This is a genomic window from Paenibacillus ilasis (genome assembly GCF_043195395.1).
GTDB classification, from domain to species: Bacteria; Bacillota; Bacilli; order Paenibacillales; family Paenibacillaceae; genus Paenibacillus_AQ; species Paenibacillus_AQ lautus.
Genome location: NZ_JBHDJG010000002.1, coordinates 627630 through 650889, shown reverse-complemented (window position 1 = coordinate 650889; position 23260 = coordinate 627630). Strand labels below are relative to the sequence as shown.

The 23260-nt window shown below is 52.7% G+C and carries 24 protein-coding genes; 12 read left to right on the top strand and 12 right to left on the bottom strand.

Annotated features, from left to right (window positions below; translation table 11 throughout):
* The first annotated feature begins 44 nt into the window (after window positions 1–44).
* Both ACETK5_RS23040 and ACETK5_RS23035 read left to right on the top strand, forming a co-directional pair.
* Window positions 45–953, top strand: coding sequence for an SDR family oxidoreductase (locus ACETK5_RS23040; protein ID WP_394058084.1), 909 nt, complete (start codon window positions 45–47; stop codon window positions 951–953).
* Window positions 954–1009: 56 nt separating this feature from the next.
* The gene (locus ACETK5_RS23035) at window positions 1010–1465 is read left to right on the top strand and encodes a hypothetical protein (RefSeq protein WP_394058083.1); all 456 of its coding nucleotides are present in this window, start codon (window positions 1010–1012) and stop codon (window positions 1463–1465) included.
* A 65-nt stretch (window positions 1466–1530) separates the two neighbouring features.
* Here ACETK5_RS23035 and ACETK5_RS23030 read toward each other — a convergent pair whose 3' ends face one another.
* Together ACETK5_RS23030 and ACETK5_RS23025 are read right to left on the bottom strand one after the other, a co-directional pair.
* Window positions 1531–3279, bottom strand: a complete 1749-nt coding sequence (locus ACETK5_RS23030; protein ID WP_394058081.1) for an NAD(P)H-hydrate dehydratase — start codon at window positions 3277–3279, stop codon at window positions 1531–1533.
* A gap of 66 nt (window positions 3280–3345) precedes the next feature.
* Window positions 3346–3978: an NAD(P)-dependent oxidoreductase gene (locus ACETK5_RS23025; RefSeq protein ID WP_127595542.1), complete on the bottom strand. Its 633-nt coding sequence runs from the start codon at window positions 3976–3978 to the stop codon at window positions 3346–3348.
* A 361-nt stretch (window positions 3979–4339) separates the two neighbouring features.
* Here ACETK5_RS23025 and ACETK5_RS23020 point away from each other — a divergent pair, with 361 nt between their 5' ends.
* Window positions 4340–5233, top strand: coding sequence for a hypothetical protein (locus ACETK5_RS23020; protein ID WP_394058079.1), 894 nt, complete (start codon window positions 4340–4342; stop codon window positions 5231–5233).
* A gap of 524 nt (window positions 5234–5757) precedes the next feature.
* The gene (locus ACETK5_RS23015; RefSeq protein WP_394058077.1) at window positions 5758–6669 is read left to right on the top strand and encodes a hypothetical protein; all 912 of its coding nucleotides are present in this window, start codon (window positions 5758–5760) and stop codon (window positions 6667–6669) included.
* Between the two features lie 294 nt (window positions 6670–6963).
* Here ACETK5_RS23015 and ACETK5_RS23010 read toward each other — a convergent pair whose 3' ends face one another.
* The 4 genes from ACETK5_RS23010 to ACETK5_RS22995 all read right to left on the bottom strand — a co-directional run bounded on the left by ACETK5_RS23010 (window position 6964) and on the right by ACETK5_RS22995 (window position 10174).
* Complete coding sequence (locus ACETK5_RS23010; RefSeq protein ID WP_100540014.1) at window positions 6964–7185, bottom strand: YezD family protein; 222 nt, start codon at window positions 7183–7185, stop codon at window positions 6964–6966.
* Window positions 7186–7331: 146 nt separating this feature from the next.
* Entirely contained in the window at window positions 7332–8198 is an 867-nt protein-coding gene (cysW, locus tag ACETK5_RS23005; RefSeq protein ID WP_394058075.1) for a sulfate ABC transporter permease subunit CysW, read from the bottom strand.
* Between the two features lie 12 nt (window positions 8199–8210).
* Entirely contained in the window at window positions 8211–9059 is an 849-nt protein-coding gene (gene cysT, locus ACETK5_RS23000) for a sulfate ABC transporter permease subunit CysT (RefSeq protein ID WP_326119103.1), read from the bottom strand.
* Window positions 9060–9097: 38 nt separating this feature from the next.
* Entirely contained in the window at window positions 9098–10174 is a 1077-nt protein-coding gene (locus ACETK5_RS22995) for a sulfate ABC transporter substrate-binding protein (protein WP_326111369.1), read from the bottom strand.
* 359 nt (window positions 10175–10533) lie between these two features.
* Here ACETK5_RS22995 and sleB point away from each other — a divergent pair, with 359 nt between their 5' ends.
* Complete coding sequence (gene sleB / locus ACETK5_RS22990; RefSeq protein ID WP_394058072.1) at window positions 10534–11193, top strand: spore cortex-lytic enzyme; 660 nt, start codon at window positions 10534–10536, stop codon at window positions 11191–11193.
* 183 nt (window positions 11194–11376) lie between these two features.
* Here the strand turns inward: sleB and ACETK5_RS22985 are convergent, their stop codons facing one another.
* Window positions 11377–12450, bottom strand: a complete 1074-nt coding sequence (locus tag ACETK5_RS22985) for a lactonase family protein (RefSeq protein ID WP_326119101.1) — start codon at window positions 12448–12450, stop codon at window positions 11377–11379.
* A 236-nt stretch (window positions 12451–12686) separates the two neighbouring features.
* Here ACETK5_RS22985 and ACETK5_RS22980 point away from each other — a divergent pair, with 236 nt between their 5' ends.
* From ACETK5_RS22980 to ACETK5_RS22970, 3 genes are all read left to right on the top strand, one after another.
* Window positions 12687–13847, top strand: a complete 1161-nt coding sequence (locus ACETK5_RS22980) for a stalk domain-containing protein (protein ID WP_394058070.1) — start codon at window positions 12687–12689, stop codon at window positions 13845–13847.
* A 162-nt stretch (window positions 13848–14009) separates the two neighbouring features.
* Window positions 14010–14381, top strand: a complete 372-nt coding sequence (locus ACETK5_RS22975) for a cytochrome-c oxidase (protein ID WP_127593697.1) — start codon at window positions 14010–14012, stop codon at window positions 14379–14381.
* Between the two features lie 159 nt (window positions 14382–14540).
* The gene (locus ACETK5_RS22970; protein WP_100540006.1) at window positions 14541–14951 is read left to right on the top strand and encodes a hypothetical protein; all 411 of its coding nucleotides are present in this window, start codon (window positions 14541–14543) and stop codon (window positions 14949–14951) included.
* Window positions 14952–15103: 152 nt separating this feature from the next.
* On the opposite strand, the gene ACETK5_RS22965 is transcribed toward ACETK5_RS22970, so the two are convergent.
* The 3 genes from ACETK5_RS22965 to ACETK5_RS22955 all read right to left on the bottom strand — a co-directional run bounded on the left by ACETK5_RS22965 (window position 15104) and on the right by ACETK5_RS22955 (window position 17363).
* Window positions 15104–16507: a DUF4179 domain-containing protein gene (locus ACETK5_RS22965; protein ID WP_394058067.1), complete on the bottom strand. Its 1404-nt coding sequence runs from the start codon at window positions 16505–16507 to the stop codon at window positions 15104–15106.
* Entirely contained in the window at window positions 16500–17027 is a 528-nt protein-coding gene (locus ACETK5_RS22960) for a sigma-70 family RNA polymerase sigma factor (RefSeq protein WP_394058065.1), read from the bottom strand. The genes ACETK5_RS22965 and ACETK5_RS22960 overlap by 8 nt, the downstream gene beginning before the upstream one ends.
* 144 nt (window positions 17028–17171) lie before the next feature.
* Window positions 17172–17363 (bottom strand): hypothetical protein, encoded by a 192-nt coding sequence (locus tag ACETK5_RS22955; RefSeq protein WP_326111376.1) that lies wholly within the window; start codon window positions 17361–17363, stop codon window positions 17172–17174.
* A gap of 229 nt (window positions 17364–17592) precedes the next feature.
* On the opposite strand from ACETK5_RS22955, the gene ACETK5_RS22950 reads away from it, so the two are divergent.
* The 3 genes from ACETK5_RS22950 (at window position 17593) to ACETK5_RS22940 (ending at window position 19486) form a co-directional block, all read left to right on the top strand.
* On the top strand, window positions 17593–18312 hold the full coding sequence (locus ACETK5_RS22950) for an MBL fold metallo-hydrolase (RefSeq protein ID WP_100540003.1): 720 nt from the start codon (window positions 17593–17595) through the stop codon (window positions 18310–18312).
* A complete protein-coding gene (locus tag ACETK5_RS22945) occupies window positions 18309–18884 on the top strand; it encodes a TetR/AcrR family transcriptional regulator (RefSeq protein ID WP_100540002.1) in 576 nt (191 codons plus the stop codon). The genes ACETK5_RS22950 and ACETK5_RS22945 overlap by 4 nt, the downstream gene beginning before the upstream one ends.
* 110 nt (window positions 18885–18994) lie before the next feature.
* Window positions 18995–19486 carry a cytochrome c biogenesis protein CcdC gene (locus ACETK5_RS22940; protein WP_100540001.1) on the top strand — a complete coding sequence of 164 codons (492 nt, stop codon included), beginning with the start codon at window positions 18995–18997 and terminating at the stop codon, window positions 19484–19486.
* 167 nt (window positions 19487–19653) lie between these two features.
* Here the strand turns inward: ACETK5_RS22940 and ACETK5_RS22935 are convergent, their stop codons facing one another.
* Together ACETK5_RS22935 and ACETK5_RS22930 are read right to left on the bottom strand one after the other, a co-directional pair.
* A complete protein-coding gene (locus ACETK5_RS22935; protein ID WP_326119095.1) occupies window positions 19654–20667 on the bottom strand; it encodes an NADP-dependent oxidoreductase in 1014 nt (337 codons plus the stop codon).
* 228 nt (window positions 20668–20895) lie between these two features.
* Window positions 20896–21156 (bottom strand): metal-sensitive transcriptional regulator, encoded by a 261-nt coding sequence (locus ACETK5_RS22930; RefSeq protein ID WP_012818820.1) that lies wholly within the window; start codon window positions 21154–21156, stop codon window positions 20896–20898.
* Window positions 21157–21500: 344 nt separating this feature from the next.
* Here ACETK5_RS22930 and ACETK5_RS22925 point away from each other — a divergent pair, with 344 nt between their 5' ends.
* Window positions 21501–23249: an alpha-glycosidase gene (locus ACETK5_RS22925; protein ID WP_326111381.1), complete on the top strand. Its 1749-nt coding sequence runs from the start codon at window positions 21501–21503 to the stop codon at window positions 23247–23249.
* The last annotated feature ends 11 nt before the right edge of the window (window positions 23250–23260 follow it).

The following is a 23260-nucleotide window of genomic DNA, read 5'->3' as shown; positions in this document are numbered from 1 at the left end:
TCGGCGTTTAACGAAAACACCCTGTACACCAAAGGAGGAATGAAATGAATCCCCAGCAGCCCATTCCATACGTAGGCTCCAAAACCGAATGCAAGGAACAGCCCATCGCTTTCCCTCCCCAGCATCAAAACTGCCAGCCCGGTCTTGAAAGCCTGATGTCGCCGCGTCCGATCAGCGAGGATCCCGCCTACCGGGGCAGCGGTAAACTGGATGGCGAAATCGCCATTGTCACCGGAGGGGACAGCGGCATCGGCAAAGCGGCGGCCATTGCTTTTGCCAAGGAAGGTGCCGATCTGGTCATCCCATACTTATATGAGACTTCGGATGCGGAAGTGACGAAGCAACGGATTGAGTCGCTCGGCAGACGCTGCCTCTTAATGAAGATCGACCTGCGATACAAAAAGAACTGCGAAGCCGTGGTGAACGAGACGATCGCCCGCTTCGGCAAGCTGGATGTTCTCGTGAACAACCATGCCGTCCAATATGTACAGCGCAGCATCTTGGACATCACGGAGGAACAGCTGCATCACACCTATCAAACGAATATCTTTCCCTTCTTCTTCATGATCCAGGCTGCGCTGCCCCACATGAAATCCGGGGCGTCGATCATTAACACGGCCTCCATTACCGCCTATGAGGGATTTAAGGAGCTCATCGACTATTCTTCAACCAAAGGCGCCATCGTTTCCCTTACCCGGTCCCTGGCCCTTTCGCTCGTCGATCAAGGCATCCGCGTCAACTCCGTCGCTCCCGGCTCGGTCTGGACGCCGCTCATCCCATCCAGCTTCCCTGCCGAAGAGGTAGCCGTATTCGGAACCGATTCACCCATGAAACGGGCCGCACAACCCTATGAGCTGGCACCCGCCTATGTTTACTTGGCGTCGTCCATCTGTTCCTCTTTTGTCACGGGTCAGGCTATTCACGTCAACGGGGGACAGATGGTAACCAGTTAAGAGCGGTGCCACAAGCGTTCTTAAAAGCTACGAATAACAAGCAGAGGATGTGTACCATGAACACGGGATTTCCCAAACGGTCCGGCCGGATGGACATGGGATTTTATGCATTAAACAAGCTGGCCAGCGCCGGCGTCGTTGTGCTGCTGCTGAGCCTGCTCGATTGGGTGTGGCTTCCCGGCGCTGATCGAGCTTCGGAATGGTTAGGCCTCTATCTGCCGCAAGAGCATTGGGTATACGGTTACGCACTGACCGCGTCTCTTGCGGCAGATGCCATTCTCTCGTTTTTGCCTTCCCTGCATAAGGGTAAACAAGCCGCCGTGTACGGAGCGGTCGGTTTTCTGTTCTTTGCCTTATTTACAGGCGGGAATCCGGAGCAGCTCTGGCTTCGCGCAGCAGCGGGAGCCTTAACACTGCTGATCTTCTTGTGGGGGAAGCATACGTTCTCCAGCAATTCTCTGGCCACCCCGTTCTTTGCCTTGGCCGTTCCCCTGTTGTGCTGGGTGATCTGATGCAAGAGCCTATAGCTTCCTTCCATGAAAAAAGGGCCCTCCGATGAGGGCCCTTGCTCTTTGCTTCAAAGCGCTTCGATGACATCCCCGGCGATGACCGAGGCGGGATGTCCCCGGTGCCGCGCGGCCCGCTCGCCGGCACGGCCGTGCAGCCACACGCCAAGCGCGGCTGCAGACGGACCGGCATATCCTTGCGCCAGCAGGCTGGCAATGATGCCGGTCAGCACGTCCCCGGTGCCTCCGGTCGCCATGCCGGAGGTACCGGTGGTGTTGATGTAGGCTTGTCCGTCCGGCGAAGCCACGACGGTATGCGCCCCCTTGAGCACGAGGGTAACTCCGTGCTCGGTCGCGAATCCTGCGGCGGCACCGATCCGGTCCCGCTGCAGCTCGGCGGTCGGAATACCCAACAGCCGGGACATCTCCCCCGGATGCGGGGTCAGGACCGTTGCCGCACCGCGCGGCTTCCAGGTGCCGAAATCACCGGAGGCGGACAGCATATTCAGCGCATCGGCATCCACCACCAGCGGCCCTTCCCATTCTTCCCACAACCGGCGGAGCCATCTGGCATCTCCTTCAAAACGGCCTAGTCCCGGACCTACGGCCAGCACATCGCGGGTTTTGGCGAGTTCCAGCACCTGCTCCGCAGAGGCCTCATCCCAGTAGCCGCCGCTCTCTTCGCCTGTGGCGGGGGCGAGCATCACCTCGGGTGCGGCTCCGCTCAGCGGCAGCACCAGGCTCGCAGGGAGCGCCCAGGTCACCAAGCCGCAGCCGGCGCGAAGCGCTGCCCGGGAAGCGAGCAGGCCTGCGCCGCTCATCGTGCGGCTGCCCCCTACGGTCAGCACGTGACCGTAGGTGCCCTTATGTCCGTCCGGCGAGCGGTGGCGCGATACGTCCGCACCCAGCTCGGTCCGAAGGACATGCGGGGTGAGCAGATGCGTGCGGACGCCCTGCTCCCGGCACAGCGATGCCGGGATGCCGATGGAGCGGACCACGACCCGGCCAGCCGCCTCGGCGCCGGGGTACTGCACCAGGCCTCGCTTCAGGAAGGCGAGGCATACCGTCACCGCGGCCAAGATGCACGGCTCATGCCGCGCGCCGGTATCGGCGTCCAGTCCGCTCGGAATATCCGCGGACACAATCGGCAGGCCGCTGTCATTGGCGGCCTGGATCAGCGCGGCGTAAGCGCCGCGGGGCGCGCCCGTCGCGCCCGTGCCGAGCAGCGCGTCCACGATGCCGGTGTACGCGCCGTAGTCCACGGCGTCACGGCCGTGGACCAGAGCCGGGATGCCGAGCGCTGCCGCGGCATCCCGCTGCACCGCCGCCTCGCCGGCTAACGCCGACGGCTCAGCGGCATAGAGCAGCGTGACGCGTATACCGGCGTCACGCAAATGCCGGGCGGTGACCACCCCGTCGCCGCCGTTATTGCCCTTGCCCACCAGAATGAGCCAGTGCTCACGCGCCGCCAGCGCGGTGGGCAGCCGAGCCTCTCCGTCGATGACAGGCAACGGGCGGCTCATCTCCAGAGCACGGTCATTCCCGGAGGTACGAGCCTCCGCCGCGGCCGAATCCTCCGGTAAGGATAGCCGCTGTTCCCCCCGCTCGTCCTCCGGCATGAAGGACGGAGCCTTTCCTGCTGTACCAGCAGCTGCTGCGCAAAGGGAACGGCTCGTTCTATCACGCTCAAGGCATAACTTCAGGACTTCCTCGGCAATCGCTTTACCCGCATTTTCCATCAGCGCAATCGCCGGGATGCCGATTTGATGAATCGTATGGTTGTCGAGTGCCCTCATCTGTTCAGACGTCACAACATACATCCAAGCTCTCCCCTTTGCTTCGATATATCCTACGCAAACACTCTGGCGACTCAGGATGCCTGTCGATTAATAAGCAACGGTAAAACGGGACTGAATAAACTGCGGATCATCCAGCTCATCAATCACAGCTACCGCGAAATCCTCAACCGAAATTCGGCTGCTTCCGCTCTCGTCGGTCACCAGGCGATCCATGCCGATCCGGAACTGTCCGGTACGTTTCCCTGGCTCGATGATGGCCGCCGGACTGACATACGTCCAATCCAGATCGCTTTCCTTGTACAGATCGTAAGCATCCGCATGCGCACGGGCAAGCGGCCTGATCTCCTCCGGAAACTCCGGGGTATCCATAAGCGGTACGCCGCTGTCGGCGATCAAGCTGCCAGCGCCGCCAACGATCAACAGACGGGTTACGCCGCCGCGTCTCGTTCCCTCTACAATCGTCCGTGCGGCTGCAACGAGTTCCTCTTCCCGGCCGAACTTTGGACCGAAAGCGCTTATGACGGCATCATGCCCTTGAATCGCCTCTTCTAATGATGAAGGATCCATGACATCCGCTTTGACTTTGTTTAAACGCTCATGCTCTGAATCCAATCGATCCGGATTTCGCAATACCGCCGTGACTTCGTGGCCCCGGCGCAGGGCTTCCTCCGTAATTCGTCTCCCGATCGTTCCGCTTGCTCCAATTAATGCTACCTTCATGTTCATCGCTCCTTCGCTTAAAAATTATACTACATCACCCCTGGTGATGAATGGCTCTTCTTGAATCTTAAGTAGTATTATAAACACCTGGTGCCGTCTATAGCCGTTCGGGCTGTCGCACCTCCTATTTACTTATCCCCATGCAGACCTCTTCAAACTCCACTCGTTCATTTTTCCTCAAAATAATAGATCTTTAGACCTATGTATCACCAAATTATTTTCACCGATAGAATACATAGATGCATTTTTACGAATATATATCTTGCATAATGACTTAATTCGCATTACTAAGGTTGTGTGTTTGCTGGAATTTGTCGTTTTTCTATGACGTAATCGTAATGTAAAGGAGATTATCCATACAATGAAAAAAAAATACGTCCGCTGGCTGGCCCTTTGTCTCGCAGGCAGTCTGCTGCTGCTAAGCAGCCTCTCCCTTCAGCCTGATGCGGCTACAGCCGAATCCCGCCAGAAGGCAACCTGGTTCTGGGATACGCCGCAGATTCAAGATTCGGCTGACAACATTCTTGATTTTGCCGCCAATCAAGGCGTCAATGTACTCTATCTGCAGATGAACCGCGATGTTCGGCCCGAATATTACCGCAGCTTTATCCGCCAAGCAGGCAAACAGGGGATTGAGGTTCATATCCTTGGCGGCGCGCCTAACTGGGCGCTGGAAACGGAGCGTCACCGATTGGAGACTTTCATTCAATGGACCGCTGAATATCAGGCTTCCGCTGCACCGAATGAGCGCTTCACCGGCATTCATGTCGATATCGAGCCGCATGTGCTGAGCGAGTGGAAAACAAACCAGGCCTCCTTGGTCAAACAATGGCAAGCGAGCGTCCGCTATCTGGTCCATGAAGCGCACACACTGAATCTGCCCATCGGTTCCGACATGACATTCTGGCTGCACGGCTACCAGCTGCCGGACCAGTCGATGTCAATCAGCCGGTGGATGATCCAGCAGTTCGACCAGGTCGTCATTATGGCCTATCGCGATCAAGCAGATAACATTTATAACGTTGCTGCTGCCGAGCTTAAGGAAGCCGATGAACTTGGCAAGGAAGCTCTGATTGCCGTAGAGACCAAATCGAGCAATGAGGGAGCTTACATTACCTTTTTTGAGGAAGGCACGTCCTATATGGAAGAACAACTGTCCAAGGTATGTACTAAAGCGGAGAAGCACCCTTCGTTCTCCGGGTTTGCCATTCATGACTACAGATACTGGAAGGCATTATATGACTCTAAGCGTTGAGTCAACTTTTGAGCCTCGTTTCCTTACCAACCAAGGCTGCCTGGGGCAGCCTTGGTTTTTTTGTATCTGCTTTCCTATAGAAAGGTGCCAACCTTAATCCCTGCCTCCCTTCACGATTTTATGTTTGCCGGGGGAATAGTTTCTTCTTACGCTCATGTTTCCTGTATACTCGGTACATTCACGACCAAGAGCACCTTGGTTGTCCGTCGTCCATCATGTGTATATGATCAAGCCGTTAAGACGAGGAGCAGTACATATCCGAGTGTAATTTTTACCCGCCGGAATGGCGCCTTGCTTATCTGTACTTCCGTCATGCGGCTTCTCCCCTTTCATCTGGAATGCATGATCTTGTTTGTATAGGATATGTACTTCCCTTCAAAATGTTATCCAAACACAAAAATGTTTCCGTTATGCAAATGAAAGATTGAAACTTGATCAATTCTCTCTCCCTTGTCATTCATTCCCTTGAAATCCCTCCCTTGTTGTGCAATAGTGAAAGGTAGAATATTGAAGGAGGGATCCGCTTGTCCCTTACGGAATGGATGGTTGATATCTTTGGCTCACTGGACACGCCCGTGGCCGTGCTTCTTGCCACTGCAGTATTTTCGGGCCTGTACATATACAGTGCATCCCGGCTATTGGGTGCACGCAAGGATTCACTTGCTCGCATTCGTCAGTCCTTGACGATTTACACCAGACTGGCTGGGCCTCTGGGAACCCTTATCAATCGACCGACCCGAACGGCTGTCCCTGAGGATCTGCTGATCCGGCTTCTGCAGGAATGCAAATCCGCTGATCTGTTGACTCGGGAGCTCCACGAACAGATTGATACCTTTCTAAGCGATCGCGATGAATCCAGACTCACAACACTCCACAAGCTGCTGGACCGCGAGATCCACAGACTTATGAAGGAGCGCGACGAACTGGTCGGGCGGCTCGAGAAACCCGGTTGGGGTATGGGATTGTGGCTGCTCTTGAAACCTGCCGTACCTGCCCTTTCACTGGGTGCCGCGATCCTATGGACGACGCTTCTCGTCCAAGAACTAAGGCAACCCTCTACCTGGACAAGCCCTGAAGTATGGTGTCTATGGCTCTCCAACATGATTGCCACGATCTCTTTCTACCGACTGTTGATGGATTCCAGAAGAAGAACGCATGGCGTTATCTATACCGTGCTGCATCTGCTGATTGTGGCTTCGGCCCTGTTTAATCTGATTTGGAACGAAGCCTCGCCTTACGTTTTGGCTACCCAATGCTTGTTGTATCTGGCGGGTTTCCGGGTGACGGCCACCCGCCAACGGCGTGAGCGGCCCTATGCCGGTCACCCGGAGCTAATGGAACAATTCCTTCATCCTACGGGAGACCACGATCCTCTATGCGAAACAACAGGCACAGGCGAGCCGGAGATCGGCAACAGCCCTCTGCGGTCCAGATAAGATAGCAGCGACATGAATATTACGAGATACAGCCCGTGCCGACTTGAACGGCCGGGCTGTTTTTTTATGATCGCAATCCTTGTGCGGGAGGTCGTCATTATCCGATATTACGCTCTTAAATGCCGTATCCCTGTGTTTATACAAAAAGAAAAGAACTCCCGCATGAATGCTGAAGCGCACTCCCTCAGTCTACATCGGTTCACACTCCAGGGTGTTTTTCCGAAGTCTACTGGATAAGGTGCACTTCATGGCATCGACGGAAGTCTTATCTCGGTACTCGATAACCATATGGAATCATCTTGCATTCGTTCTTCGCTGTTGGCCGGATGCCCGGGGCGGTCCTGACGTCTTGACCGCTCCGGAGGCCGTATTCTCGAAACGCTTGCGCTCCGTTCGTTCCATCTGAACGATCTGACCCTCATGCACTACGATTTGCAGCGAACCGAATTCCATGTCGTTCAGCAGGCTTGCTATGCGTTCGAGCCACATTTCATCCACTTTTAATGGTTTAGCCATGGATACGCCTCCTCACCGGGCAAAGCCCAAATATATTCACTCCATCATCATAAGCCGAAGTGACATTCTAATGGTAAACGATCATTATTCATTCTTTTCCAACCTTTATAGTATGAATTAACATTAGCATGGGTTGGAAACGACTGTCAATGGGCATTTTTTCGCGTAAACCAATGTTTCAGAAGCAGTGTTACGACGGCTAATAACAGCAATAACGAGGCCACCGCGAACGAAGCCGAAAACTGATATTCATTGTACAAAATTTCGACATGAAGGGGCAGCGTATTGGTCTCGCCGCGGATATGGCCGGATACGACGGACACCGCCCCAAACTCGCCCATGGCTCTGGCGTTGCACAGAATGATGCCGTACAATAGCCCCCACTTGATATTGGGCAGGGTGACCCTCCAGAAGATTTGCCAGCCCTTGGCGCCCAGTGTTACTGCCGCCTCCTCTTCCTTCGTCCCTTGGTCTTCCATCAGTGGGATCAATTCCTTGACCACAAAGGGAAACGTGACGAATAACGTAGCCAGAACAATGCCGGGCACGGCAAATATGATCTTGATATCATGGCTTTCAAGCCAAGGGCCAAACCATCCCTGCCGACCGAAGATCAGCACGAAGATTAAACCTCCGATGACCGGCGATACCGCGAACGGTAAATCCAGCAGCGTAATCAGCAGATTTTTGCCTTTGAAGCGGAACTTCGTTATGGTCCATGCCGCGATGACGCCGAATATCGAATTCAGCGGTACCGCAATGGCCGCCACCAGTAAAGTCAGCTGAAGCGCAGATAGAGCATCAGGATCGGATAAGGCTGCTAGATAGACGTCCCATCCCTTCTTAAGCGCTTCGGACATCACCGTAACCAGAGGCAGCACTATAAGCCACAGCAGCACAAGCCCAGCCAAACTAATGAATGTCCATTTCACCCACGGCTTCTCCGCTGCAGCCGGAGAGGACGGCGTGTTTCGTTTCGCTGCAGGGACGGCAGCGGGTACAGTTCCAGCCATGGTATCCCCTCCTTAACGCGCGGTTTTCCGCGTCCAATGTTGTAAAATATTGATGCCGAGCAGCAGTCCGAAAGAGATGAGCAGCAGGATCAGGGCAACCGCCGTCGCGCCGGCATAATCAAACTGCTCCAGCTTCGTCATGATCAGCAGCGGCGCAATCTCCGTCTTCATCGGCATATTCCCCGATATGAAGACGACGGAGCCGTATTCTCCGATCCCCCGGGCAAAAGCGAGCGCAAATCCGGTCAACAGCGGCGGAATCAGGGTCGGCAGAATGATGGTGCAAAACGTTCGCCATCGGCCTGCCCCTAGCGTGGCAGCCGCCTCTTCCGTATCCCGCTCCGCGTCCTCCAGCACCGGCTGTACCGTCCGCACGACGAACGGTATGCCGATGAACATGAGGGCCAGCGTGATGCCTAAGGGAGAGAACGCCGCCTTAATCCCCAGCGGCTCCAGCAGCGACCCGATCCAGCCATTAGCGGAATAAATCGCGGTTAAAGCCACCCCCGCCACGGCCGTTGGCAGCGCGAAGGGCAGATCGATCAGGGCATCCCACAACTTTTTGCCGGGGAAATCATACCGCACCAGCACCCAAGCCAGCAGCAGCCCCAGTATCGTATCCGCGAATGCGGCCAGCGCCGCTGTTGTCAGACTAACCCGGTAGGAGGCCAGCACCCTCGGATCGGTTGCAACCGACCAGAACTTCTCCCAGGTTAGTCCGGTTTGATTGAGAAGCAGCGCCGACAGCGGCACGATCACAACTAAACTCATATAAAGGACGGTCAGTCCCATGCCGATTCCAAATCCCGGGAGCACGCTGCGATGATTTCTGCGTTGCTTCTGTACGGGGAGTACTGCCATATCCTCTCATCCTTTCCTGCCTTCGGCGGTTCTGCCGATCAGCTGCCTGGCACGTAAATCTGATTAAAAATGCCGCCGTCGTTGAAATGCTTCGTTTGCGTCTCTTCCCATGTTCCAAACACATCCTTGAGCGTAAACAATTCGATAGCCGGGAACTTCTCCTTGTACTTGTCAGCCACGCTGGCAAGCGTCGGACGGTAGTAATTCTCCGCCGCAATCGTCTGCCCCTCTTCACTGTATAGATATAACAGATAGGCTTCCGCTACCTCGCGGGTCCCCCGCTTGTCAACGTTCTTATCCACGACGGCAACCGGCGGTTCCGCCAAAATGCTGACGGACGGGTTCACGATTTCAAATTTGTCAGGACCCAGCTCGTTAATCGAGAGATAAGCTTCATTCTCCCAAGCCAGCAGCACGTCCCCGATTCCACGTTCAACAAAAGTGGTTGTTGCGCCGCGTGCACCGCTGTCCAGCACCGGTACGTGAGTGAACAGCTCTTTCACGAACTCCTGTGCCTTCGCTTCATCATTATTGTTAACTTTAAGCGCGTAGCCCCATGCCGCCAAGTAGTTCCACCGTGCACCGCCGGAGGTCTGAGGATTCGGCGTGATAACCTCCACGCCCTCCTTGATCAGGTCCGGCCAATCCTTGATGCCTTTCGGGTTGCCTTTACGAACGAGGAAAACGATCGTTGAGGTGTAAGGCGCACTGTTATGCTCAAACTTGCTCTCCCAACCTTCATGGATCAATCCCGCCTGGCGGATCGCATCGATATCGTATCCGAGGGCCAGTGTCACCACATCTGCCTCCAAACCGTCGATAACCGAACGGCTTTGCTTGCCTGAACCCCCGTGCGATTGCTTAAACGTTACCTTCTGGCCTTCTTCCTTTTCCCAATGTGCCGCGAATGCTTTGTTGTACTGGTCATATAACTCCCGGGTCGGATCGTAAGAAACATTGAGAAGTTCCACGCTTTGCTTGCTCGATCCCGAAGCAGGCGCTTCTCCATTGGCGGTTGCGACTGTCTCTGTTTTCTCTGTACCGCAAGCCGTAAGCGCCGCCGTCAGCATCACGGTTAATCCGATGAGAACCCCTTGCTTCAACACCTTTTTCATATGGATCACTCCCCCTAGATTCTCTACTAAACAGGCCGTATGGCAAAAAAAGACGGAGGAAGGCTCATCAGAACAGAGTCAAGCCGGTTTGCTGCCGTGCCTGCTCTTGATCCTTGAGCGTTCCTCCGTCGATACGGTGAGAACAAAACATTATAATTCCTACCTGTTTAGTATGTTATGTTGCTATTGTAATAAGCCCATCTCCTCCTGTCAAACCTTTTTTTCAAATAATTACAAGTTTGGGACCACTCGGTCCATAGAACCATTTTTGATACGGCGAACGCAGTCACAGCGCGGTTTACCATTTACTGTGGGTTGTATGAACCCGCTTCCATCCTTATAATTCAACTCCAAAGGAGATGATCATCATAAGAAAGCCCGCACGGAAAATAATTTCTGCACTTTTCCTGAGTATTCTTCTGTTCATGCCTGCATTCGCCCATACAACGGAGGCAGCTCCGCTGTTAAAGCCGGGCAGTGAAAACGGGGATGTCTGGGAGCTTCAATACCGCCTGAAAACGCTGGACTTCTACACGCAGCCGCTGGATGGCAAATATGGCGCAAACACAAAAACAGCCGTTATCCGTTTCCAAAAAGAATACGGTGTGCCAGCCGATGGAGTTACCGGCGCGCAAACCTGGAGACAGCTGAAAAAATATACGTTAAATCAATCCGAAATGGACGTCATGGCCAGAGTCATTTACAGCGAAGCCCGCGGTGAGCCTTACAAAGGACAAGTTGCCGTCGGTGCTGTTGTCATGAACCGCATTCAATCCAGCGAATTTCCGAATGATATTCGGGGCGTCGTTTTTCAAAAAGGGGCCTTTACTGCCGTAGATGATGGACAATACTGGCTGACCCCGAACCGGGCGGCCTATGTTGCCGCATTGGATGCCGTTCGCGGCTGGGATCCGACTTATGAATCTCTTTATTATTTCAATCCCAAAACAGCGACCAGCCAATGGATCTGGTCCAGACCGCAAGTGCTGCAGATTGGCAATCATATCTTTGCGCATTAATTATTCATCGAATGAATCTTTAAACCAATGAATTCCTATGACCTTGTTAACCCGCTTCCTCGCTATAGCGGAGGTTGAACACAGTGTTCCTCGTCCATTGCTACGGGCGGGGGACCCCTTAACAAAAAGAAGCAGCTCGAGTCCCATTTCCGGGTCTTCGAGCTGCTTCTGCTTTATATACGTTTAACGTTGATTAGCCTTTGCCTTCTCTACGGGACAGATGCATACCGGGCGCGTGACTTCTAGTGTATAACCCGTAGAGACCAGGTTGCCCGTGTCCGGATCGATCCGATAACTTGCGATCAAACCATTGTCCTGATTCGCCGTCAGCAGGAAGCCGTCCGGCATGATATTGAAGTGGCGCGGCGTTTTACCGCCGGAAGACACCCAGTTGACTGCGCGGAGCGTACCGGTCTCCTGATCGATCACATATTGAACGATGCTGTCATGTCCCCGGTTGGAAGCGTACAGATAACGGCCGCAAGGAGATACCAGCAGATGGGAGGATGTGTTGTTATCCATCACGACGTCCTCCGGCAGCGTCGATATATGCTGCAATATTTTCAAATCCCCAAATGTTCCATCGTTTGCGTAAGCCGTTACCGTGCTGTTCAGCTCGTTCGTGCCATACACCCACTTGCCTGATGGATGAAAGGCCACATGCCTCGGGCCCGAGCCTGGCGGCAGACTGATCTCGCGGTGGGTCACCAGCTTGCCTTCCTCCAGCCGATACAGGTTGACATCATCCATGCCCAGGTCACTGACCACGATATACTTGTTGACAGGGTCTTCAAATATCGAATGCGGATGCGCTTCCGATTGACGGTCATCGCGAAGACCGCGTCCGCTGTGCTTAATCTTGGAGGTCAGTTCTCCAACCCGGCCATCTTGTTCTAATGCCAGCACCGATATATGTCCATCGCTGTACCCTGTCGTAAGCAGATACTTCCCGTCCGATGTACGGGATACATGACATGCACCGGACGAGCCGGTAGACTGAACATTCAACAGCGTTAATTCACCGGTTACCAGATTGGCCGAATACGCCGACACATCGCTTTCGCCCTTCTCGCTGGCTGCATACAATACGGAGATCGAATCATCGAAATCCAAATAGGTAGGGTTTTCTATACCAGCCGTACCGCCTAAGAGACGCAGCTCGCCCGTACCCCGATCCATCGTCCCCCAATGAATTCGATTTTCTTCCTCCGAACCATAGGTTCCTATGTAAAATATCAGTTCCTGTCCTGCTGTCATGTGATCCACTCCTTTATCTAATGAATGCTCCGGTGACCCGGCCTGATTCTTATTATGTATTACCCATCAGGGCTTCGTGCTTACCGCTTTTTTTCAATTCGATCCGGCAAGCCGTCCCCGTGTTGCCCTACCAATTATTACTCACTAAGAAATCTATTGCTAGCATTGGTTTTATCATGTACGATTACCACAATTACCTCTCTATTCTATCATTCGTTGAAGGAGTTGACAGCCAATTGAAGAAAAAAATCAGCCTAATCACGTTTGCTTTCCTGCTCCTGTTTGCAAGTGCGGCGCAAGCCGCCCCGGCAAAGAATCAAGGGAATATCCGAGTCTACCTCGATAACCAGGAAATCAAATTTCAGGCAGCGCCTATTATGAAAAATGGGGTTACCTTCGTGCAATTCCGCCCTCTGTTCCAGGCATTGGATTATAAAGTCAATTGGAACAGCGGAAGTAAACAGGTGACGGGTACATACCTCGATCAGAAGCTGCAGATGACCATCGGACAGAAGACCGCTTATGTCAATGGCGCAAAAACCGCGCTTCAGATTGCCCCATTCACCGAGGGCGGCAACACACTGGTTCCCCTTCGTTTCGTAGCTGAAGCCACCGGACTGCCCGTGAAGTGGGATTCCAAGGCACGTACCATCAAGATCGACCGCGAGGGTGCAGTCGATAAAGCCATCGACGAGGTGAAGAAGCTTTACCATACGATTGAAGAAGCTGGAAGTGCCAAGAAACTGGATGCTGTCATGAGTGCCTTCCATCCGAAATCTCCTTTTTTTGCGGAAATCCAAGAACATTATCAGAGCCAATTCAAGAACGATCAGCAGGTATCCGCTGACATATGGGAAGTAACGGTAGCCGGAACGTCGATCCATGCCTACACCAGCGTGACCCTCGACCGCACCGGTGGACCTTTTGCTTGGGATGTTACACTACATTACGAGAATCTCCTGAAGAAGGATGCTTCGGGAGCATGGAAAATCTATGATCTGGGCCATTACGAGACGGAATATCTGGTCGGAGATGAACTGCTCGAAGCTCGACCGGAAGTGCCGGAAGCGGAACAAAAAGCCATAGTGGCAACCCTTGACACCCAGTCCAAGGGCTTCAACGAGGAGAATGGCCCGCTGCTCATGTCGGTTATTCATCCGGAATCGGACTTCCACGAAATGTTCCAAACCAGCATTGCGGAAGGCATCTTTGATGAGGTGAATTTCAACCTCAAGTCAGAGGAGCTCCGGACAGTCTTTTTCCAAGGGGAAGACGCCGTCGTCTATGCTGAAGAAAGCGATGATGCAGACGGTGAAATCATCCATTCGACCTCTCTGTATTGGCTCAAGAAAGCCGAAGGCAAATGGCTGATCTATGATGTGCTGGAGCTTGAATAGGTCATTGGCACAATGAGTGTCTATAACGATGAACCGTGAATCCCTGGCCAGGGATTTCACGGTTTCTTTTTTTGCATGGTTCTTTATGAAATCTTCTTCCCTCTTGGTCTACTTCACCATAGCAGACATATATCATAGTAGTAATCCATAAGGAGGGGTTTTATGGGTGTCAAATTAATTAAGATCGCCGCTGTTTACTTCGTGCTCGGGATCTTACTCGGCATGTACATGTCGATATCCCACAGCTACGATTACACCTCAGTTCATGCACACGTCAACCTTCTGGGCTGGGCATCCCTGGCTCTAGCAGGTGTTATTTATGTTCAGTTCCCCGCAGCCGGGGAATCCACCGCAGGCAAAGTGCATTTCTGGTTGCACAATATCGGACTGCCTGTCATGATGATTGGTCTCGCACTGCTGGTAAGCGGCATGGAATCGGTAGAGCCGGTCATTGCCGTTGGAGGCGTTCTGGTAACGCTGGGCATTCTGGCTTTCCTCTATAATGTGCTAACCCATGTTAAAAGCACGCGGTAGACGTTAACATTGACTCATATGCTCCAGCCTTAAAGAATCGCCCTTAACAGGCGGTTCTTTTTTCAGGTTTCTTGCACCTCTTTCATCGGATGATGGGTCATAGTTACCGACTATTGGGTATTAGTAGATACCTTTCTCTTCGAAGGAGGCACCATAGATATGGAAACGAACTCAGCAATTGAAGTCCAATTTCACTGCCGTCAGTGTCAAGCGGATATCGGGGTTACGTTCAAATCAGAACAGTTCACCACCGTACTCTGCCCGCAGTGCGATTACAGCTATTCACTCATGAGACCAACCATTGGTGAAGAGATCCTGCTGGATTGGGAGAAAGAAGCCGTATTCCAAAAAATCCGTGCGGACCAAACCGAGCATGACAAAATGGAGCTCATGCTCCTCGTCATTAAGGTCGTCGAGCTGCTGACCTGGCGGGATGAGGGGAATGGACATATCCGCGCCATCGAAACGCTTCGTGAGTGGCTGATGCTCAACGGGGTGCCCAAAGCTCTAATTGAGCTCCTGGATGCCAAGGGACCCGAAGGCAGCTCCCCTACCGAACATAAGGGATAGCGTAATCAAGCCCATGATTCAAGATATCATAAATGAAAAAAAGGAGCCGCCTCCGGCCATCATGGTCGGGGGCGATTCCTTTTTTGCGCCGGCAAAATAACCATCGCAATCGGCGTTGTGGTTATCCTGATGAGCCTTCAGCATCTCTAACTTTATTGAATCGGCACCTCGAATGCCTGCTCCATGACACCAGGGTAGCTGCTCAACGTAAACGTAAGCGGCTGCGGGTAATCCCCGGGTTTAAGGTGGATATACTGCGTGATGAGGCTTTCCTCGGTATCCGATGAAGAACGGGACGAGGAACTGAGCCCGCCCGCATCCTCATTAATTTTATGCTTTTTCCCCTCCCCGTCCACGAATTCCGGCTCAATCGATACGCTGCCCATATGCCGGTCAGCCTGCTCTTCGTATTCAAATGTCAGCGTATGCCCCGAGTACTCTCCGAACCGGAGGTCGCCGTCCGGTGAATAGATGATCTCCTTTTTATCCGTATCCACCACGAGTTTCATCTTGGAGGGATCTACGGCCTGGAAACCACTCGCTTTCAGCGTGATGGATTCCGGCTTCTCCAAAATATTGCTGTCGAAGAAGTAGGTCATCTCTCCACCGCCTGCACCGGGCAAAAACGCGGAATCACTGTTCAATCTGACCTTTTCTCCGTTAACCACGGCTTCCAAATACACATCCCATAAACCGGATACCTTCATCGTATTGCTGGAAGGGATGTTTGCTTTCAAGACGATTCCGGCAGGAGACAACACGGCTTCTTGCAAATAGAACCTCTGGCTCTCAATCTGCAGCATTTTGTTGAGCGGAATCGTGCTAATATACTTCCGGACTGTCTCCATATCAACGGATATGTTAAGATCGAGCACCTGCTCGTTCTCTGTAGAGGATTCATAAGCCGTATTCGTTGAATAGGGGGCAATCTTAAAAGATAACGTCAGCTCTTCAGGTATAGGATGATTCTCGCCCATATGAATGTACGATCGGGAATGGAACAGCTTGCCGGCGCCGGGCTTAATCTCGGTTCCACCCGACGACCCAATACTGTAAGGCAGCGGTTCGCTGGATCCCCGGCGCTTCATCTCCACTCTCTTTAAGTCTGCGGGATTCTCCGCATGGTTTTGGACCGTATAGAACACCTCCATCTGCTGGGAGCCTACAAGTATCCCGTTCACCGTTACCGTATAATCCCCCTTGGTTACCGATTGATTCACCGGTTGAATCATGCCGTATTTGTTGGCTGTATTCAGCGTAATATCTTCTCCGAAATCAAACCCGGTCAATGGCGGATACGGTCCTTGAGCCGCCATTTGCTTTTTGGGATTCACCAGCTCTTCGCTCCCGCCCCATACTACAAACAGCAGCGCAGCCGCTACGGTTACAACCACGGCAGAGACGGTGGCTATTCGTGCCCGGCTCCGCTGCGTGCGCCGACCTCTTCGCATCCCGCTTCGAACCGCCGCATCCAATGCTTCATCGGATACAACCGCTGCGCTGATCTCCGTATCTTTATTCCTCTCGTTCAGCATTCGCTCTTCCTTCTCAAACATGGAATATGGCACCTCCTGGCTCGATTTTTTGCCGAAGCAGCTTTAATCCTTGATGCAAACGGGTTTTGACCGTCCCTTCCGGAACCTCGAGAATATTGGCGATATCGCTGATCGTCATGTCCTGATAGTATTTCAAAATCAGCACATGGCGGTATTTGGGTTTCATCCGGCTGAGCGCACGCTCCAGATCCAGCTTGCTGTCACTGACCATCTCGGCAGCCGTCTCCTGGCTGCGAATTTCTTCAACCGGAACCATACGTTTTTTCCGTTTCTGCTCATCCACGCAGCAGTTAATCAGGATCCGTATAAGCCAAGGAACAAAGGCCTCCGGATGCTTCAGCTTCCGGCACTTCATCCACGCCCGACATACCGTCTCCTGCAATACCTCCAGTGCGTCACTCTCGTTATGCAAATAACTATATGCAATTCCGTATAGGCGCCTCCGGTGCTCCGTAACGAGTGCATAGAACGCTTCCTCGTCCCCTCTGCAGGCAGCCGCCGCAAGCTCTTTATTATCCATTATCCGATTACCCTTCCCCTTATCCGACCTGCCTCGCTTATTTACATCACTGTATATAAGACTGCGAAGCGATTCAAACGGTTTTTTTATTTTTCGCACAAAAAAAGCCCGCCCGGTTAGGCAGACTTGTAACGTATTTCTCGATTAACTTCGTTTTCTGCGTCCTTTAAAGAAGTAATGGTATCCCAGATAGCCGATGCCGCATAACAGCAGCATAAGCGCAGAAATCCAGATGACAGGAAGCAGATATGGCGTGTGCTGACTGGCTACATACAACAGTACTGCGGAGAAGGTATACATCACCATCAGAAGTACGATGCGTTTGAAAATATCCATGTCGTCCGCCCCTCACCCTTCATCTCAATAATCTACATTTTTTTCCGTATATCTATCTTTATGGTAACGTAAAATGATGAAAATTGCACTCAAAATTTGGTAAATATATAAAAATTTTAGTGGTTAGAAGATCCATTTCATGAAAATGTTAAAATTCGGGCTTGATAAAACTAATATTATTAGTTATTATACTAACATCATTAGTTTTAAGTGAGAGGGGAATGTTATTATGTTAAAAACGACGATTGAGCACGTAACTCAAATTTCTTTTCTTCCTCGTCTTTTCCCGGTAAATGTCTATCTTGTAGAAGAAAGCGACGGGGTTACGCTGATTGATACAGGCATGTCATTTTCCCAGCAGGGAATCCTTCAAGCGGCAGCCGCTATAGGCAAACCCATCACCCGAATCGTGCTGACCCATGCCCACGGCGACCATGTCGGAGCGCTCGACGGGTTAAAGAAAGAGCTTCCGAATGCTTCGGTCTACATCTCGCGGCGAGATGCGCTGCTGCTTAAGGGAAATGCCGAGCTCCAGCCTGGAGAACTGCAGACTCCGATTCGCGGAGATATTCCCAAGAACATAACCACCGTTCCGGATGTGCTTCTGGGTGACGGGGATTCCATTGGTTCGCTCAAGGCCATCGCCACTCCCGGGCACACACCGGGGCATATGGCATTTCTCGATGAGCGCAGCGGTATTCTGATTGCCGGCGATGCTTGGCAAACACGGGGCGGTTTAGCCGTATCCGGTGTGCTCAAGCCCTGGTTTCCCTTCCCTGCCATGGCGACCTGGAGCAAGGAGCTCGCCTTGGAAAGCGCCAAAACACTAACCGCACGGAAGCCCTCCGTTCTGGCTGTCGGCCATGGACGGATGCTAGAGAATCCGGTGGGTGCCATGCAGCAGGCCGTTGCCCATGCGGAATCTACGATCAGGAGGAATGCAAAATGAGTCCGAGACCCGGAATCGACCGGCTTCAACTGCTTCAAACCGCTGCCGAACTAGCGGATCAGGATGGACTTCATACCGTGACTTTGGCCGCACTTGCAGGTAAGCTTGGCGTTCGGTCGCCTTCCCTGTATAACCATGTAGACGGCCTGCCCGGTCTGCATGCTGCCCTGATGCTGTATGGCCTCCAGACATTGCATGATCGGCTGCTGAAGGCTGTCGCCGGCCGGTCAGGCGAGGATGCCCTGCGTTATGTATGCCTTACCTATGTCGACTTTGCCCGATCTCACCCCGGATTGTACGAAGCCGCATTGCAGCCTCTCCGTCCGGAACAGGAGGAGGCGCAGCAAGTAGGCAATCAGATTGTCGAGCTTCTGCTTCAAATTTTAGCTCCGTACCAGTTCAGCGAGGCGGATGCATTGCATGCCGTACGGACCTTTCGCAGCCTATGCCACGGCTTCTCATCCCTGGAACGTGCAGGCCAATTCGCCATGGATTTGAATGTAGATGAAAGTCTGGATTTCATGATCCGCAGTTTCGTCGCTGGGCTCCAGCTTCAAGACAGACGGCGTTAAAAAGCGCCTTACCTCCCGCACCTGCCTGATTTTGCCTGGCATCAGAATGTGCTATAATCAAAAGGCAGCACATTTCATGTCACTTTATTTATGGAAAGAGGTTCTGAATTGTGGTTAATTTCGATTCCCCAATTCTTCAAATAGGCTCTACGATTGCGATGCTGGTTATGGCACTGACCGTTATTTTCATTCGAATGAAAGCGAGTCACCGCCCCGTCACCGTCAAGAAGATCATCATCCCTCCGCTAGCGATGAGCACCGGGTTTCTGATGTTCGTTGAGCCGCAGGTACGCATCCCGATATGGTGGGCGGGAATTGCCTTTCTGGTAGGCTGGTTCATCTTCTCCTATCCACTGATTCGCAGCACCAAATTCGAGAAGGTCGATGGCCAGATCTTCATGCAGAAATCGAAAAGCTTTGTTTACATTCTGCTCGGCCTGCTGACTGTCCGGCTCCTGCTCCACGGTTACATTGAGCAGCATATTTCCATCCCGCAGACCGCGGCGTTGTTCTTCATGCTGGCTTACGGCATGATTGTCCACTGGCGCATCTCGATGTATCGCCAGTATCAGCAATTTACGACACCAGGAGCGGCTATATAGCGGACATGTTCCATCGTTAACTAGTCATGAAACTTAATAAGCGCAAAAAAAGAGTGCCGATGCTCACGCAAACCGGACGGCTGTACCCGTCCGGTCGCGAAACTCCCTTAGGAGGAGTTTCACGAAGCGCGTGAATTCGACACTCTTTTATTATATATATCCAAAGACTAACTTTGCTCTTCACTTACCTTCACCAGCTGTTTCCCGAGATTCTCCCCGGAGAAGAGCCCCAGAAATGCCTCAATGGTCTTCTCGAAACCGTCGACGATATGTTCGGCGTACTGAATGTTACCATCCCTCAGCCATTCGGCCAGTTCATGCAATGCCTCATTGTACCGATTGGCGTAGTCGCCGACCAGGAAGCCCTTCATCAGTGCCGTATTGGTCAGCAGCAGGCTCTGAATTCTCGGACCCGTATCGGGTTTTTCCAGGTTATAGAGTGCGATCTGGCCGCAAATCGGGATTCGTGCATTTTTGTTGATAAGACGCAGCACCGCATCGGAAACCTCACCGCCGACATTATCGAAATAGACGTCCACCCCATTCGGGCAAGCTTCCGCTAAAGCCGAGGCCAGATCTTCGGTCTGGTAATTGATCGCTGCATCAAACCCAAGCTTTTCCGTCAGGTACTTGGTTTTCTCGTCAGAACCGGCAATACCGATCACGCGAGTCCCTTTGATCTTGGCAATCTGTCCGACAATCATACCAACAGCACCTGCGGCACCCGATATCACCACCGTCTCGCCTTCCTTCGGCTGACCGATATCCAGCAGTCCGAAATAGGCAGTCAAACCGGTCATTCCCAGTACGCCCAGGGCGGTCGATACAGGCGCCAGATCCGGGTTAACCTTACGCAGCGTGCCGGTCCGCACGGCGGCAAAGCGCTGCCAGCCCCATGTTCCTGCAACAAAATCGCCTTCCCGATAGGTCGGATCCGTCGATTCCATCACCTGCCCTACTGCGCCTCCAGCGATAACCTCTCCTACCTCGTAAGGTTTCGCATAACTCTTGGCATCGCTCATTCTGCCCCGCATATACGGATCCACCGACAAGTATACGGTCCGTATCAAGACTTCTCCAGCTTGCGGAACGGGCAAAGGCTGCTCCTCAAATGTAAAATCCGACTCATCCGGCATGCCTTGCGGCCTTTTGGCTAGTATAATTTGTTCGTTCACAGACATCTGAGTACCCTCCTTTTAGTAAAACCGTCATCTTTATCTTTACCCATTTTGTCCGTTTACAAATTTCCTAGCCCGAACGCCAGACCCGTTAACGACCCGTATCCTTCACTTTTGGATGCATTTTCAATTCCGAGAAGTTCCACTCAAAGTCCAAGTGCTTCCGCCATGGGTTGAACACCTGAGGGGATTGGTTCATTCAGGATTTTACCCTGCCTGCTATCCTAACCTTTATCTGCTCTTTACGAGCAAATTAACGGCATCCTGCACAAGCTTCTCCGTATCCTCACCATTCGCTTCGGCCTTCCGTACACAATCCACCAGATTGGAGCTGACGACAACGCCAATCGTCCGGTCGATTGCCGTACGCGAAGCGGATAATTGCGTGATGACCTCCCTGCAGTCCTTGTTCTCCTCCATCATTTTCAGGATGCCGCGAAGCTGTCCTTCAATCCGCTTGATTCGGTTTTTCATCTGATCGTCGTATTGCATGTGACTGTCCTCCTATACTACGTATCTGCACTGTCAGGCTTGTCCTTGTCCCTATATTATACAACAAACACCCGCGCTTTCCTTACGACCTGCCCCGCCCGGCAGAATCCCGCTTGAAAATCCGCACCCTGCTGCCTCGTTGCCGCACAGGATCAGCGACTTCGATATAGGACTTGTATACGCTAAGAGCCCATGGTATATTTTTAAATAACGAATGAAATCAAGTCACCCAGATCCAAACCTCATAATTTAAAGGCAATGTTATCTTACAAAGGTACAACCTCGGCTATTCATAGTCCTGGCTGTGCCTTTTTTTAATTTACCTACTTAAGGAGGAATTATCGATGTTCTTGGAAGCGATCTATCACCGTCCGCGCAAAAACTGGTCCTATGCTTATAACGGCACGACCATTCACCTCAGAATCCGCACTAAAAAAGACGACCTTACCGAAGTGTACGCTCTTGCAGGGGACAAGTACCTGTGGGATCAAACGATGGAATACATTCCGATGACCAAGCTGTCCTCGGATGAAATGTTCGATTATTGGGAGTGCGAGGCAACCCCTCCGTACCGCCGCTTGAAATACGGCTTCCTGCTCCAACAGGGCGACGAGAAACGCTGGATGACCGAATATGATTTCCTGACGGAGCCGCCGGCCAATCCGGACCGCCTGTTCGAATACCCGTTCATCAATCCGGATGACGTGTTCCACCCGCCGGCATGGGTCAAAGACGCAATTTTCTATCAAATCTTCCCGGAACGCTTCGCGAATGGGGACACAAGCAATGACCCGGAAGGCGCCTTGCCTTGGGGCAGTGCCGAACCAACGCCGAAGAACTTCTTCGGCGGTGACCTTCAGGGGGTTATCGACCATCTCGATCATCTAAGCGAGCTGGGCGTCAACGCGATCTATTTTACGCCGCTGTTCACGGCAACGACAAACCATAAATACGATACCGAAGACTATATGGAAATCGATCCGCAGTTCGGCGACAAGGACACGCTGAAGAAACTGGTCGATCTGTGCCACGCGCGCGGAATCCGCGTCCTGCTGGATGCGGTCTTCAATCATTCCGGCAGAACGTTTGCGCCGTTTGTTGACGTGCAGAAGAACGGCATGAACTCCAAATATAAGGATTGGTTCTACGTTCGCTCCCTTCCGCTGGAAGTGGTGGATGGCATTCCGACTTACGATACCTTTGCATTCGAGCCGCTGATGCCGAAGCTGAACACGGAGAATCCGGAAGTCCGGGCTTATCTGCTCAAGGCCGCCGAGTACTGGATCAAGGAAACGGGCATTGACGGCTGGCGTCTGGATGTAGCCAACGAGGTGGGGCACAGCTTCTGGCGCGAATTCCGCCAAGTCGTGAAAAAAGCCAACCCGGATGCTTATATCCTTGGCGAAGTGTGGCATGAATCCTCCATCTGGCTGGAAGGCGACCAGTTTGACGCCGTCATGAACTACCCGTTCACGAATGCCGTACTGGATTTCTTCATCAACCGTACCGCCGATGCCGAGAAATTCTCCTTCATGCTCGGCAAGCAGCTTGCCGGTTACCCAAGACAAGCCAGCGAAGTCATGTTTAATCTGCTGGACAGCCATGACACCGCAAGATTGTTAACGCAGGCGAACGGCGACAAACGCCTGATGAAACTTGCGGCGATGTTCCAGTTCACGTACTTCGGCACGCCTTGCATCTACTACGGCGACGAAATCGGCATGGACGGCGGGCACGATCCGGGCTGCCGCAAATGCATGGAATGGGATGAGTCCAAGCATGACAAGGACCTGTTCCATTTCTACCAAACGCTCATTAAGCTCCGCAAAGAGCATTCCGCTCTTCGCACGGGAACCTTCAAATTTTTGAAGGCCGAGAAGAACGGCGGCAAAATCGCTTACCTGCGCGAGGACGACAATGAAACGATCCTCATTGCCGTCAACAATGACAAGGCGGGCAACACGATGACCCTCCCTGTGCTGGACAGCCAGTGGACGAACTTGTGGAACGGCGAAAGCCTTAGCGCGAAGCACGGCCAGCTGACCGTGAAGCTGCCGGCTTACGGCTTTGCGATCTTGAAAGCCGGGCAATAAACATCAAACTC